Consider the following 14,581-nt stretch of genomic DNA (forward strand, 5'->3'; position numbering starts at 1 on the left):
GCATGGCGGGCCGGACACAAGAATAAGCAAAGGGTGCCGAATGGCGACTTCGGACATGATTTCCGCCGAGGCAGGGAAAACCTGGCTCGGCCATCCGCGCGGGCTGTATCTGCTCTTCTTCGCGGAAATGTGGGAGCGGTTCTCCTATTACGGGATGCGGGCCATCCTGATCTTCTATCTCACCAAACATTTCCTCTTCGGCGAGGACAAGGCCTATCTCCTCTACGGCGCCTATACCTCACTGGTCTATATCACGCCGGTCATCGGCGGCTATCTGGCCGACCGGTTCCTGGGGCCGCGCAAGGCGGTGCTGGTCGGCGGCGTGTTCATCGCCATCGGCCATTTCCTGATCGCCATCACCGAAGGGCCGGGCGGGCAAGACCCGCTGTTCCTGAACGGCTTCTATCTGGCGCTGGCGTCCATCATCGTCGGCACGGGTTTCCTCAAAGCCAATATTTCGGTGCTGGTGGGCGAGCTTTACGCCCGCGACGATCATCGCCGCGATCCCGCTTTCTCCATCTTCTACATGGGGATCAACATGGGCGGGATGCTGGGACCGATCGTGTGTGGCTTGCTCGGCGAACTCTGGGGCTGGAGTTGGGGGTTCGGTGCGGCGGGCGTGGGCATGCTGGCGGGTCTGGTCATGTTCGTGTGGCTGAAACCCTGGCTGCTGGGCAAGGGCGAGCCGCCTGCGCCGCAGCAACTGCGCGCGCCGACTGCCACCGGGCTTAGCCAGGAATGGACCATCTATCTGGCTGCGGCGCTGGGCGTGGCGGCTATCTGGCTGGTGATCCGCTATGCCGAATTGCTGGGCTATGCGCTGTTGGGTTTCTCGGCGCTGACCGTCATTTATATATTGTGGCGGACGGTCGGCACGCTGGGCAAGATCGACCGCGACCGCATGTTTGCGGCGCTGTTCCTGATCGCGCTCAATCCGCTGTTCTGGGGACTGTTCGAACAGACCGGGTCGTCGCTCAATATCTTCACCGATCGCAATGTCGATCGCAGCATGCTGGGTTGGGAAGTGCCGGCCTCGCTGTTCCAGTCGGTCAATTCGGTTTTCATCATTCTGCTCGCGCCGCTCTTTGCGGTGCTGTGGACCTTCCTCGACAAGCGGCGGCTGGAGCCGTCCTCGCCTGCCAAGTTCGGCATCGGTTTGGTGTTGTGCGGGGCTGGGTTTCTGGTGCTGGTCGCGGGCGCGGCGATGGCTGGTGAAAATTTGACCCCGGTGATCTTCGTGTTCCTCATTTATCTGCTGCATACCATGGCGGAACTGTGCTTCTCGCCCGTGGGGCTGTCCGCCATGACGCGCCTGTCGGTGTCGAACATGGTCGGGCTGGTCATGGGCACCTGGTTCCTTGCCATGGCGGCGGGTAATTTCATTGCGGGCCTCATCGCCCGCGCGACGGGGAGCGGCGAGGCTGGTAACGTCACGCAGGTTCTGGACGTCTACACCCGCATCGGCTGGTTCGCGATCGTGGTGGGGGCGCTGGTGTTGCTCGTCTCCCCCTATGTGAAGCGACTGATGCATCTCGATCTGATCGGTTCGGAGGAAAAGGCATGAGTGCAGGGGGCAAGTGGCTGCTGATCGCGGCTTTGCTGGCGGGGACCGCTGGCCCGCTCGCGGCGAAGCGGGAAAAGGAGGCGGCTCCGCCGTCGCAAGGCTCTTCGGCAGAGCCGGACAATCCCTATCCGTCGACATACAAACCCTATCCGGGGCGGCCGACGGTGATCCGCAATGCCACTATCTTCGACGGAGAAGGGGGCCGGATCGACAAGGGCGTGGTGTTCCTGAACGAAGGCCGGATCGTCGCGATCGGCGGGCCGGATACGCCGATCCCGGCGGACATCGCCGTGTTTGACGGCACCGGCAAATATGTGACGCCGGGCGTGATCGACATTCACAGCCATCTGGGCGTCTATGCCTCGCCCGGCGTCGATGCGCTGTCGGACGGTAACGAGATGACGTCGCCGGTGACGCCCCATGTCTGGGCGGAACATAGTATCTGGCCGCAAGATCCCGGCTTTGGCCGCGCGCTGGCCAATGGCGGCGTGACGACGCTCCAGATCCTGCCCGGATCCGGCAATCTGTTCGGCGGGCGCAGCGTGACGGTGAAGAATGTCCCCGCCCGCACCCAGCAGGGGATGAAGTTTCCCGGCGCGCCCTATGGGTTGAAGATGGCGTGTGGCGAAAATCCCAAGCGCGTCTATGGCGCCAAGGGGCGCGAGCCATCGACCCGTATGGGCAATATGGCGGTCGATCGCCAGACCTGGATCAAGGCGCGGGACTATCAGAAGAAGCGCGCGGCCGGGAAGGACCAGACCCGTGACCTGGGCATGGAGACGCTGGCCGACGTGCTGGAAGGCAAGATCCTGGTTCACAACCATTGTTATCGCGCGGATGAGATGGCCAATGTGATCGATATGTCGAAGGAGTTCGGCTACAGGATCACCGCCTTCCACCATGCGGTCGAAAGCTACAAGATCGCCGATCTGCTGCGCGAGAATGGCATCTGCTCGGCGATGTGGGGCGACTGGTACGGTTTCAAGATGGAAGCCTATGACGGGATCAAGGAGAATGTCCCGCTGGTGCAGCAGGCCGGTGCCTGCGCGATCGTGCATAGCGACGATCAGGATGGTATCCAGCGGCTGAACCAGGAAGCGGCCAAGGCATTGGGCGCGGGACGGCGCATGGGGATCAATATTTCCGACGAGCTTGCCTGGACCTGGCTGGCCATCAATCCAGCGCGGGCCATGGGCATCGACCAGCAAACCGGCAGCCTGAAGGTCGGCAAGATGGCGGACGTCGTGCTGTGGAACGGCAACCCCTTCAGCACCTATACGCGGCCGGAAAAGGTGTGGATCGACGGGGCGCTCATGTATGACAGCGGCAATCCCAAGCTGCGCCCGGTAAGCGATTTCGAACTGGGCCAGATCGGCGCGGGAGACGTGAAATGATGAAAACTTTCTCTCTCCTTCCGAAGAAGGCCGGTGTTTCGACAGGCGCGGCCCGAACGATGTTGGGGACATTGTTGTTTGCTATCTCCACCCCTGCATTGGCGCAGTCCATCGTGATTACTGGTGCGCGGCTGGCGATCGGGGACGGGTCGGAGCCGATCGAGAATGGCACCGTGGTCATCACGGCCGGCAAGGTGGTCGCGGCCGGGGCGGGCGTGGCTGTGCCGGCTGGCGCCAAGACGGTCGATGCCGGTGGCAAATGGGTGACGCCCGGCATCGTGTCCGGCTTTTCGCGCGTCGGGCTGGCCGAAGTGCCGGGTGTGCGCGAAACCAATGACATGCGCGCGACCAAGTCGCCCTTTTCGGCGGCGATCGATGTGGCGCCGGCGATCAACCCTTTCGCCAACCCGATTGCGATCAGCCGGACCGCTGGCGTCACCCGCGCCGTGGTCGCGCCGGTTGCCGCAACCAGCATCTTTGCCGGGCAGGGCGCGGTGGTCGATCTGGGTGCGGATGTGACGCCCATCACCAAGGCCCGTGCTTTCCAATATGTGGAAATGGGCGAGGCCGGCGCGGATGAGGCTGGCGGCAGTCGTGCGGCGACAGTCCTGACATTCCGCATGATGCTGCGCGAGGCGCAGGAATTTGCGAAAGCGCCGGCCAGCTATGACGGGCGATCGCGCGATGCGCTGCTGAACCGTGTCGACGCCGAGGCGCTGGTGCCGGTTGTGACGGGCGCCATGCCGCTAATGGTGCATGTCGAGAGTGCGCGCGATATCCTGACCGTGCTGTCGCTACGGCAGGATTTCCCGGCATTGAAGCTGATCCTGGCAGGCGCGGCCGAAGGCTGGATGGTTGCGCCGCAGATTGCGGCGGCCAAGGTGCCGGTCATCACCGCGGGCCTCGAAGACTTGCCCTCCAGTTTCGAGAAGCTGGCTGCGACCCAGAGCAATGTGGGGCGCATGGTGAAGGCAGGCGTCAGCGTGTCGATGGGCCTGCTGACCGGCGACGATGCGCTGCAATTGCGCGCGGCGACCCAGCAGGCGGGCAATATGGTAGCCCTGACCAAGGTGCCGGGCGCGACGGGGCTTAGCTGGGGGCAGGCGTTGCGCACCATTACTTCGGCCCCGGCAGAGGCGATGGGGCTGGGCGATCGGTTCGGATCGCTCAAGGCCGGCAAGGCGGGCGATATGGTGATGTGGGACGGCGACCCGCTGGAAATGACGTCGGCCCCGGTCGCGGTGTGGATCGACGGGGTCGCGCAGCCGCTGGAAAACCGCCAGACGAAACTGCGCGACCGTTATGCCACGCCGACCGAAGGGGCGATGCCCAAGGCGTATGAATGGTGAGGGGCGGGGCTGCCCCTTCAGGCTGGTAGCCGGAGGCAAAGCCCCACCCCAACCCCCTTCCCTGAAGGAGAGGGGCCTTTGTCTGGAAAGCCTGTCTTGATCCGCCCCCGCCTTTTCCGCTAAGGGCGTTTCATTCGCATGGACCCGGTGAAATTCCGGGTGGCTATTCCGGCCGCCGATCCGCCGGACAACATCCCACATGATCCAATTGATACTCCGCTCTGATTGCGGCGTCATGTGCCTTGTTGTGGATTTCCTATGACTGATATTTTGACTCGTTACCGTCGGCAGTGGTTTGTCGATGCTGCGGCCGCGCGGCGCGATGCGCTGGCCGGGATCGTCGTCGCGCTGGCGCTGATCCCCGAAGCCATCGGCTTTTCCATCATCGCCGGAGTCGATCCGCGTGTCGGCCTCTATGCCTCCGTCGCGATCGCCATGACGATCGCGCTGATCGGCGGGCGGCCTGGCATGATTTCCGCCGCGACCGCCGCCGTCGCCGTGCTGGTCGGGCCGCTGGTGAAGCAGCATGGCGTCGAGTATCTGTTCGCCGCCACCATCCTCATGGGTCTGATCCAGATCCTTGCCGGATTGCTCAGGCTCGACCTGCTGATGCAGTTCGTGTCCCGATCCGTCATCACCGGTTTCGTCAATGCGCTGGCGATCCTGATCTTCATGGCGCAATGGCCGCAACTGACCGATGTGAGCTGGCAAAGCTATGCCATGGTCGCGGCCGGGCTGGCGATCATCTATCTCTTCCCGCGGGTGACTAAAGCGGTGCCTTCGCCGTTGGTGGCGATCCTTTCGCTGACCGCCATCAGCCTGTGGCTGGGCCTGCCGGTCCATAGCGTGGGCGACATGGGCAAGCTGCCGGAAGGGCTGCCCGGCTTCGCCGTGCCACATGTGCCACTGACGCTGGATATGTTGCGGATCATCCTGCCCTACTCGCTGACGATGGCGGCGGTCGGGCTGCTGGAATCGATGCTGACGGCGCAGATCGTCGATGACATGACCGATACGGACAGCGACAAGAAGCGCGAGGCGATGGGGCAGGGCGGGGCGAATATCGTCGCGGCGCTGTTTGGCGGCATGGGCGGTTGCGCGATGATCGGGCAGTCGGTCATCAATGTGACGTCGGGCGGACGGGGGCGTTTTTCGACCTTCGTGGCGGGGGCGTTCCTGTTGTTCCTGCTCGCCGTGCTGGGGCCATGGGTCGGGCAGATGCCGATGCCGGCGCTGGTCGCGGTGATGCTGATGGTGTCGATCGGCACGTTCAGTTGGAATTCGATCCTGAACCTGCGTCGGCATCCGCCGACATCGTCCGTGGTGATGCTGGTGACGGTCATCGTCGTGGTCGTCACGCGCGACCTGTCGATGGGCGTGCTGGCCGGCGTTCTGCTGTCGGGCCTCTTCTTTGCCGGCAAGGTGCAGCGGATGTTCGCGGTCGAACGGATCGAGGAAGAAGGGCGGGCGGTCTATCGCGTGACCGGCCAGATCTTCTTCGCCTCGGTCGATCGCTTCACCCGCGCCTTCCAGTTGGAAGATGATGCCAGCCCTGTCCTGATCGATGTGTCGGGCGCGCATTTCTGGGATATTTCGGGGGTTGGTGCGCTCGACAAGATCGTGGCGCGGCTGCGCCGGGATGGGCGGCCGGTCGAGGTGGTCGGCTATAACCGGGCCAGCGCCGACCTGATCGACCGCTTTGCCCTGCATGACAAGACCGGGGTGGAACTGGGCGCGACGCCGCATTGAGACAGCGAGTTGGACAGGTATTCGGGCTTTTCGCGCTCAAGCCGGCGCGCAACATGATGTCCTATTCGCGCATGAAAATATCCTACAGGGCGCGGCGCTGGATCAGCCGATCCGATTGCATCGGACTGGCAGCTCCAAGTTTTTGGTTTGCCGCGTTTTAGCTGCGCTGGCCTTACGGCTCCGAGTCAGCAGGTGTTTCAACCTGCTTGAAAAACGCTTTATTTGTCGGTCGCGCCCCAGATATCGCTGATCTTCACATAGCCACGCTGGCCCTTCGCATCGAAGGCGCACCAGTCGCCCGAACAGTCGCTGAGGCGGCCGACAACGCCGCGTTCGGCACGGAACAGCGCGCGGGCGCCTTCGCTGGCGGATTCGCGCAAGGGGGCTTCGTCGGCGCGGACGATGGCGGTCGGCGTGTCGCTGAGCAGGCGGACGTGCATCCAGCCCTGCGCGCCGTCGGCATCCTCCACCTTGCGCCACAGGCCCAGCACCTGCACCACCTTCACCGGCAGGTCGCGGCGGCGGTAGATCCAGTTGGAGGGGTAATCGAGGCTCGGCCCGACACGCATGCGCGCCTCGTCATGCGAGAGCGATGCCCAATAGGGCACCTTCTTCGCGGAGCCGGCGATCGCCATGCCACTCGCCGCGAAGGCCGCAACCATGCCAGCGCCCAGCAGCAGACGCTTCAATCCAGACCCATTTCCGATGTTACCCATGGCTTTCCCATACTCCCTGCCGTGGCGCGGCGACAAGCGCTGATCTTGCCGGCCGCGCCATATCCGCTTGACCGGGCGCGTGGGCAGGAATAGCGGCAAGGGCATGGCCCAGAAACCGCGCATGACCAAACCGCGTCCCGCCAAGCCGCGCGTCATCGTCACGCGCCGCCTGCCACCCAATGTGGAGGCGCGCATGGCCGAACTGTTCGATACCAGCTTCAATGTCGGCGATGTCGCGATGAACCGGGCCGACCTTGCGCGGGCCATGGCCCAGTGCGACGTGCTGGTCCCCTGCATCAGCGATCCGATCGACGCGAGCCTGATCGAGGGCGCGCCGGAGCGGCTGCAACTGATCGCCAGTTTCGGCAGCGGGGTCGATCATATCGACCTGACGGCGGCACGAAAGAAAGGCATCATCGTCACCAACACGCCCGGCGTCCTGACCGAGGATACGGCGGACATGACGATGGCGCTGATCCTGTCCGTGCCGCGTCGACTGGCGGAGGGCGAGAAACTGGTGCGGACCGGCGAATGGCGCGGCTGGAGCCCGTCGGGTATGCTGGGCCACCGGATCGGTGGCAAGAAACTGGGGATCATCGGCATGGGGCGGATCGGTCGCGCCGTTGCCCGTCGTGCCCGCGCGTTCGGCCTGTCGATCGCCTATCATAACCGCCACCGCCTGCCGTTCGAGGTGGAGCAGGAACTGGAGGCGGAATGGCATGGCGATCTGGATGCGCTGCTGGGTGCGAGCGATATCGTGTCGATCCATTGTCCGCTCAATGCCGACAGTCGCGGGATGATCGACGGGCGGCGCGTGGGGTTGATGTCGGCGCATGCTTACCTCATCAACACGTCGCGCGCGGAAATCACCGACGAGCAGGCGTTGATCGCGGCGCTGGACGAGGGGCGTATCGCCGGGGCCGGCTTTGACGTCTATACCCATGAGCCGGCGGTCGATCCGCGATTGCTGGCGCTGTCCAACGTCGTGCTGCTGCCGCATATGGGGTCGGCGACGTTCGAGGGGCGCGATGCGACGGGCGCGCGAGTGATCGCCAACATCCGTACCTGGGTGGACGGTCATCGACCGCCCAATCAGGTGCTTGAGGGTTGGGTCTGAACGTTTCGACGGAATCGACGTTCGGTTTAATTCCCCTGTTTTTACCTGCCGCACATCGTCACGCTGGACATGTTTCAGCATCCATTTCCAGCCGCAAGCCGAGGGGCATGGTGCCCGATGGATATTGAAACATGTTCAGGATGACGTCGCTTTCACAGGCAAATCATGTGCGGTTACGCTGTCGCGAGTTGGTCCTTGAGGCCCTGGACCACCCTGTGGCCATGCGCCACTGATTCATGGGCCTGGCGCACGATGACCTGGGTTTCGGCGTCGATCGCCTCGTCCTTCAGTACGCGCTCGAATTCCTCGCGCAGATAATCTTCGCCCCGGTCGATCGCCTGAATGACGGCCTTGTCGCCGCCGCCCAGCGCCACGAAGATGTCCTCCATCCGCCGGTGCACGGTACCGGCCATGGAGCCAAATTCGTTCGGCTTGCCGCCCAGAGCACGGCTGCGCGCCTGCAAAAGGTTGACCGAACTGGTACGTTCGGTCGCCAGTTCGCGGAAGAGGCTCTGATATTCGGCCGACGTCGCCTTGTCGGCGCTATGTTCATATCCCTTCACGCTGTCGATCAACGTCGTGATCAGGTCATCCAGCTTGCTGACGGCATGGTTGTTCGACATCACCTTCTCCTTTTCGATCAGGCCACAACCCACCAGCAGCGCCGATTGTTCAGTCAAGACTCTGGTAATCGACCTTAATTTCGCATTATCCATCTTTGTGTCGCAGACGGAACAAGGAGAGCGATCGTCGGTTGAAAGGGGCATTACCATCCCATCCAAGGACGTTTTTCATGATTAAGCTCGCGATCATTTCCCTGGTCATCGCCGCAGTGCTGGCCCTGCTCGGCTTCGGCGGCGCGGCGGGCACCTTTGTCGGTATCGCCAAGATCCTGTTCTTCGTCGCCCTCGCCGTGTTCGTGCTGTTTCTGGTGCTGGGCGTTCTGGCTGGCAAGGGCATCAAGGATGCCATAGACTAAACCGCATGATGCAGATCGGCGCTGGAGTGGACGAGACAGGCAGGTTGCTGCGCGACGAGGCCGGTTTCCTGCTCCAGCGTGATCTGGGCGGCAGCTATCGTCTTGTCCTGTTGCGCGTGCCTGTGGATCATGTCGAGAAACGGGTGCGGGTGCAGGGCTATTATGCCGGTGAGGGCATAGTCGAGGCGGAGGGCGTCGCCGCCGCCTGATGACCGGATCAGGCCCCTTGCTAAAACAGCACGGACGCGCGAACCATTGCGTCCATGCGCAAGATTCTTTCTCTCCTTATCGCTGTTTCCGCTCCGGTCCTGGTTCAGGCGCAGACGGCGCCGCATGACCGGTTGACCAAGGTCATCGACGATCATTGGGCCTGGTATCTGTCGACCCATCCGGTCGAGGCGACGGCGCGGGGCGTGCGCGATCATGATGACCGCATCTACGACATGTCGCTGGACGCGCGCGACGCGCAGGTGAAGGCCGAGCAGGGCTTCGTCACGCGGCTGGAGGGAGTGCCTGTCGCACAACTGGATGCCGCCGACCGGGTGAACCGCGACGTGCTGCTATGGATGCTGCGCGACGACATCGACGGCGACCGGCATCCGGCCGAGCGGTTGATGCTGTTCACCACCTATTATGGCTGGCATCAGGGCTTTTCGGGCATGGCCGATGGCCTGCCTTTCTATAACCGCGCCGATTATGACAGCTATTTGAAGCGACTGGCGCTCTATCCCAAGCAGAATGGCGACGCGCTGGCGATCACGCGGCAGGCGATCAAGGGCGGTTATGTCCAGCCCTGTTCCGTGCTGCAAAATTATGCCGGGACGATCAGCGGTGTCGTGGACGGCAAGCCTGAGGAGACGCGCTTCTACGAGCCGTTCAAGCGGGGCAAGCCGCGCGATATAAGCGATGCGGACTGGAGGGCGATGCAAGCGCGGGCCGTCACACTGATCCGTGATGTGCTGACGCCGGAATATCGCAAATGGCACGACCTGTTCGTGGCTGACTATCTGCCCCATTGCCGCAAGAGCGACAGCGCGTCGGCACTGCCGGGCGGTGCGGCCTGGTATGCGGCCCGTGTGAAGGCACATACGACGACGGACCTGACGCCCGATCAGATCCACCAGATCGGGCTGGACGAGGTGGCGCGGATCGGCAAGCGGATGGACGAGATTGCGGCCAAGGCGGGCTATCCCAGTCGCGCTGCCTATATCCAGCATCTGCGCACCGATCCCAGCTATTATGCCAGGACGCCGGAAGAGTTGCTGCGCGTCGCGGCGCGACAGGCCAAGACGATCGACGGGCTGTTGCCCCGCTATTTCGGCACGCTGCCGCGCTTGCCCTACGGGTTGAAGGCGATCCCGGCCGCCGAAGCGGAAGGCACGACGACGGCCTATTATGGGCCGGGGGCGCCGGAGAGCGGGATTGCCGGCACCTATTGGGTCAATACGTCCAAGCTGGACCAGCGACCTTTTTGGGAAGTTCCGGCGCTGACCGCGCATGAGGCGGTGCCGGGGCATCACAACCAGATCGCGCTGCAACAGGAATTGCCGCTGCCGCCGTTCCGCAAATATCTGGCCGGGTTCACCGCCTATGTGGAGGGATGGGCGCTCTATACCGAATATCTGGGCGAAGAGATGGGCCTGTATGATACGCCCGAGAAGATGATGGGGCGGCTGTCCTACGAGATGTGGCGGGCGTGCCGGCTTGTGGTCGATACCGGCATCCATGCCAAGGGATGGGACAAGGCCAAGGCGGTGGCCTTCATGAAGAGCAACAGCGCCCTGTCCGACGCGAATATCGATGCCGAGGTCAATCGCTATATTAGCTGGCCGGGGCAGGCGCTGGGCTACAAGCTGGGCGAGATCAGGATCCGGGCGTTGCGGGCGAAGGCGGAGGCGGCGTTGGGGCCGAAGTTCGACCTGCGGCGCTTCCATGACGCGGTGCTGGCGCAAGGGGCGGTGCCGTTGACGATATTGGAAAGCCAGATCGACCAGTGGATAGCGGCGGAGAAGGGCAAGGGATAGTCGTCCTACCCAAGTCCATTCTTTACTCAGAGTAATGAAAAGCCGCAGTTTTCGGCGGATTTGTGCGGCTGGCAGCAACATTTTGCTGCGCTGCGGCGACTTGCCATTTTGCGTCTCTTGGCGTACCGGGGCGGCGTCAGCTCCCGGACCGGGCATATAAGTCGGCAAGTGGCGCTGCGCGTCGACTCCGTGCACTTTATATGACGTTGGGAACGAGATGAGCATCTACCTGGATTATCTGGCCGAAATCGAAAGCCGTAAGACACAGGGGCTCGCGCCCAAGCCGATCGACGATGGCGCACTGGTGGCCGCACTCATCTCGCTGATCGAAGATGCGGGCAGCGAACATCGCGCCGACGCGCTGCAATTCTTCATCTACAACACGCTGCCCGGCACCACGAGCGCCGCAGCCGTGAAGGCCGACTTCCTCAAGAAGATCGTGCTGGGCGACGTCACCGTCGCGGAAATCACCCCCGCCTTCGCGCTGGAACTGCTGAGCCACATGAAGGGTGGTCCCTCGATCAAGGTGCTGCTCGACATCGCGCTGGGCGATGACGCCGCGCTGGCCGTGCAGGCAGGTGAGGTGCTCAAGACGCAGGTGTTCCTGTACGACGCCGATATGTTCCGCCTGCGCGACGCTTATGCGGCGGGCAACGCGGTCGCCAAGGCGGTGCTGGAAAGCTATGCCCAGGCGGAGTTCTTCGTGAAGCTTCCCGACGTCGAGGGCGAGATCAAGGTCGTGACCTTCATCGCCGGCGAAGGCGACATTTCGACCGATCTTCTTTCGCCGGGCAATCAGGCGCACTCGCGTTCCGACCGCGAACTGCATGGCCAGTGCATGATCTCGCCGGCCGCGCAGCAGGAAATCCAGGCGCTCAAGATCCAGCATCCCGACAAGCGGGTGATGTTGATCGCCGAAAAGGGCACGATGGGCGTCGGCTCCTCGCGCATGTCGGGCGTCAACAATGTGGCGTTGTGGGCCGGCAAGCAGCAGAGCCCCTATGTGCCCTTCGTCAATTACGCCCCGGTCGTCGCGGGCACCAACGGCATCTCGCCGATCTTCGCGACCACGGTGGACGTGACCGGCGGCATCGGCCTGAACCTGAAGAACTGGGTCAAGATGACCGGCCCGGACGGCAAGGCGATCCTGAACAATGACGGCAACCCCGTCCTGGAAGAGAAATTCTCCGTCGCGACCGGCACGGTGCTGAAGATCGACGTCAGGAACAAGACGCTGACCGACGAGGCCGGCAACGAACTGGTCGACGTCGCCGCATCCTTCACGCCGCAGAAGATGGAGTTCATGAAGGCGGGCAGCAGCTATGCCATCGTGTTCGGCAAGAAGCTCCAGACCTTCGCCGCCGAGACGCTGGGCATCGAAGCGCCCAAGGTGTTCGCGCCGAACAAGGAAATCACGGTCGAGGGTCAGGGCCTGACCGCTGTTGAAAAAATCTTCAACCGCAATGCCGTGGGCGTGACGCCGGGCAAGGTGCTTCATGCCGGCTCCGACGTGCGCGTGAAGGTGAATATCGTGGGGTCGCAGGACACCACCGGCCTGATGACTGCGCAGGAACTGGAAGCGATGGCGGCCACCGTCATTTCGCCACTGGTCGACGGCGCCTATCAGTCGGGCTGTCACACCGCGTCGGTGTGGGACAAGAAGGCGCAGGCCAACATTCCCAAGCTGATGCGCTTCATGAATAATTTCGGCCTGATCACCGCGCGCGACCCCAACGGTCGTTATCACGCGATGACCGACGTCATTCACAAGGTGCTGAACGACATCACCATCGATGACTGGGCGATCATCATCGGCGGCGACAGCCATACCCGTATGTCGAAGGGCGTGGCGTTCGGTGCGGATTCCGGTACGGTCGCGCTGGCGCTGGCCACGGGTGAGGCGACCATGCCGATCCCGCAGTCGGTCAAGGTCACGTTCAAGGGCAAGATGCAGCCCTATATGGACTTCCGCGACGTGGTGCATGCGACGCAGGCGCAGATGCTGGCGCAGTTCAGCGGCGAGAATGTGTTCCAGGGCCGCATCATCGAAGTGCATATCGGCACATTGCTGGCCGATCAGGCCTTCACTTTCACCGACTGGACGGCCGAGATGAAGGCCAAGGCGTCGATCTGCATTTCCGAAGACGAAACGCTGATAGAGTCGCTGGAAATCGCCAAGTCGCGCATTCAGATCATGATCGACAAGGGCATGGAAAATGCTGCGGGGACGCTCAAGGGCCTGATCGCGAAGGCGGACCTTCGCATCGGCGAAATCCGTTCCGGTGTGAAGCCCGCGCTGACGCCCGACGCCAATGCGAATTATTTCGCCGAAGTCGTGGTCGACCTGGACCTGATCGACGAACCGATGATCGCCGACCCGGACGTCAACAATGCCGATGTGTCGAAGCGCTACACCCATGACACGATCCGTCCAGTGTCCTATTATGGCGGTACCAAGAAGGTCGATCTGGGCTTCATCGGATCGTGCATGGTGCATAAGGGCGACATGAAGATCCTGGCGCAGATGTTGAAGAACATCGAAGCCAAGGAAGGCAAGGTCGAGTTCAAGGCGCCGCTGGTCGTCGCGCCGCCGACCTATAATATCGTCGACGAGTTGAAGGCCGAAGGCGATTGGGACGTCCTGAAGAAATATGCAGGGTTCGAGTTCGACGACGCGCAACCCAAGAACGTCGCGCGCACCGATTATGAGAATATGCTGTATCTGGAGCGTCCGGGCTGCAACCTGTGCATGGGCAATCAGGAGAAGGCGGCGCGGGGCGACACCGTCCTCGCCACCTCGACCCGCCTGTTCCAGGGCCGCGTCGTGGAAGATACGGCGGAGAAGAAGGGGGAGTCGCTGCTCGCATCGACCCCGGTGGTGGTGCTTTCGACCATTCTTGGCCGTACGCCGAACATGGACGAATATAAGAGCGCGGTCACGGGTATCGACCTGACCAAGTTCGCGCCGTCCGCCGCGCATTGATCTGCGCCTGGGGCTGGAGCATCGTGCGAAAAAGTGGGAACCGGTTTTTCGCTTGAAACGATGAGAAACACAAAACTGGAGCGCGCGACCTGCGTCGGATTGAACGCAGCGCGCTCTAAGGCCCTTATGTGACAAGGCCGCCGTGATGCTTTCCACCTTATGGGGAAAATATGGCGGCGGCCTTGTTATTTATGGCGCAGTCATACCGACAGCCGCGGATGTGATTTTCGTTCTCCCGCGAAGGCCGGGGCCTGGATTGGAAGGTGGAACTGGACCCCGGCCTTCGCCGGGGAACATTCTGTATAGGCCAGTCTCATGGCTTTGTTGGATACTGAACGGTCAGACGCGGGTGGAAGCGTCGGCCCGGAGCGGCATCAACCATGCGCGATGTTGCGATGCAGCAAGGGGCAGGGGCGTGTCGCAATGGGCGCATTCGGCCACCACGCGCCCGACGATCCACTGATTGCCGCCGCAGTCCGGGCAAGGGGTTTTGCGACCCTGATAATATTGCGGATTGATAGCAGTTAACGCCGATTCGACTGGCGAAAAATGTGCATCCATGAGCATGTCCCCTTTTCTGCCGATGCAACGTTTAAAGGGACGAAACGTATCCCTACATTAGGGTTTCAGACTGCGATGCCATTTGATTTGAACCGATCGAATGTTATGGCACCGCAGCATCGGGACATATCTGCTTCGACCATCT

Annotated in this window: 11 protein-coding genes and 1 other annotated feature; of the genes, 9 read left to right on the forward strand and 2 right to left on the reverse strand. The window is 62.6% G+C overall.

Annotated features, from left to right (window positions below; translation table 11 throughout):
• The first annotated feature begins 40 nt into the window (after nucleotides 1-40).
• The 4 genes from ASE85_RS11815 to ASE85_RS11830 all read left to right on the forward strand — a co-directional run bounded on the left by ASE85_RS11815 (nucleotide 41) and on the right by ASE85_RS11830 (nucleotide 6,056).
• On the forward strand, nucleotides 41-1,564 hold the full coding sequence (locus ASE85_RS11815) for a peptide MFS transporter (protein WP_056688137.1): 1,524 nt from the start codon (nucleotides 41-43) through the stop codon (nucleotides 1,562-1,564).
• The gene (locus ASE85_RS11820) at nucleotides 1,561-2,958 is read left to right on the forward strand and encodes an amidohydrolase (RefSeq protein ID WP_056688139.1); all 1,398 of its coding nucleotides are present in this window, start codon (nucleotides 1,561-1,563) and stop codon (nucleotides 2,956-2,958) included. Before ASE85_RS11815 ends, ASE85_RS11820 begins: the two co-directional genes overlap by 4 nt.
• Nucleotides 2,959-3,017: 59 nt before the next feature.
• Nucleotides 3,018-4,307, forward strand: a complete 1,290-nt coding sequence (locus ASE85_RS11825) for an amidohydrolase family protein (RefSeq protein ID WP_056688141.1) — start codon at nucleotides 3,018-3,020, stop codon at nucleotides 4,305-4,307.
• A gap of 137 nt (nucleotides 4,308-4,444) precedes the next feature.
• Nucleotides 4,445-4,500: a sequence feature (sul1 is cis-regulatory element that is thought to sense ions involved in sulfur or methionine metabolism; They are found in Alphaproteobacteria), on the forward strand.
• Between the two features lie 65 nt (nucleotides 4,501-4,565).
• Nucleotides 4,566-6,056 (forward strand): SulP family inorganic anion transporter, encoded by a 1,491-nt coding sequence (locus ASE85_RS11830; RefSeq protein WP_056688144.1) that lies wholly within the window; start codon nucleotides 4,566-4,568, stop codon nucleotides 6,054-6,056.
• Between the two features lie 218 nt (nucleotides 6,057-6,274).
• Here ASE85_RS11830 and ASE85_RS11835 read toward each other — a convergent pair whose 3' ends face one another.
• Nucleotides 6,275-6,772, reverse strand: a complete 498-nt coding sequence (locus ASE85_RS11835; protein WP_056688736.1) for an SH3 domain-containing protein — start codon at nucleotides 6,770-6,772, stop codon at nucleotides 6,275-6,277.
• Between the two features lie 121 nt (nucleotides 6,773-6,893).
• Here ASE85_RS11835 and ASE85_RS11840 point away from each other — a divergent pair, with 121 nt between their 5' ends.
• Nucleotides 6,894-7,889: a 2-hydroxyacid dehydrogenase gene (locus tag ASE85_RS11840; protein ID WP_156358287.1), complete on the forward strand. Its 996-nt coding sequence runs from the start codon at nucleotides 6,894-6,896 to the stop codon at nucleotides 7,887-7,889.
• A gap of 173 nt (nucleotides 7,890-8,062) precedes the next feature.
• Here the strand turns inward: ASE85_RS11840 and ASE85_RS11845 are convergent, their stop codons facing one another.
• On the reverse strand, nucleotides 8,063-8,569 hold the full coding sequence (locus tag ASE85_RS11845) for a PA2169 family four-helix-bundle protein (protein ID WP_056688154.1): 507 nt from the start codon (nucleotides 8,567-8,569) through the stop codon (nucleotides 8,063-8,065).
• Nucleotides 8,570-8,682: 113 nt separating this feature from the next.
• Here ASE85_RS11845 and ASE85_RS11850 point away from each other — a divergent pair, with 113 nt between their 5' ends.
• The 4 genes from ASE85_RS11850 to ASE85_RS11865 all read left to right on the forward strand — a co-directional run bounded on the left by ASE85_RS11850 (nucleotide 8,683) and on the right by ASE85_RS11865 (nucleotide 13,875).
• Complete coding sequence (locus ASE85_RS11850) at nucleotides 8,683-8,868, forward strand: DUF1328 domain-containing protein (protein WP_056688156.1); 186 nt, start codon at nucleotides 8,683-8,685, stop codon at nucleotides 8,866-8,868.
• A 5-nt stretch (nucleotides 8,869-8,873) separates the two neighbouring features.
• The gene (locus ASE85_RS11855; RefSeq protein WP_056688159.1) at nucleotides 8,874-9,077 is read left to right on the forward strand and encodes a DUF5818 domain-containing protein; all 204 of its coding nucleotides are present in this window, start codon (nucleotides 8,874-8,876) and stop codon (nucleotides 9,075-9,077) included.
• 54 nt (nucleotides 9,078-9,131) lie between these two features.
• Entirely contained in the window at nucleotides 9,132-10,892 is a 1,761-nt protein-coding gene (locus ASE85_RS11860) for a DUF885 domain-containing protein (RefSeq protein WP_056688162.1), read from the forward strand.
• A 217-nt stretch (nucleotides 10,893-11,109) separates the two neighbouring features.
• Nucleotides 11,110-13,875: a bifunctional aconitate hydratase 2/2-methylisocitrate dehydratase gene (locus tag ASE85_RS11865; RefSeq protein WP_056688165.1), complete on the forward strand. Its 2,766-nt coding sequence runs from the start codon at nucleotides 11,110-11,112 to the stop codon at nucleotides 13,873-13,875.
• Nucleotides 13,876-14,581: the final 706 nt, after the last annotated feature.

Origin of the sequence: Sphingobium sp. Leaf26 (genome assembly GCF_001421665.1) — a bacterium.
Taxonomy (GTDB): Bacteria; Pseudomonadota; Alphaproteobacteria; order Sphingomonadales; family Sphingomonadaceae; genus Sphingobium.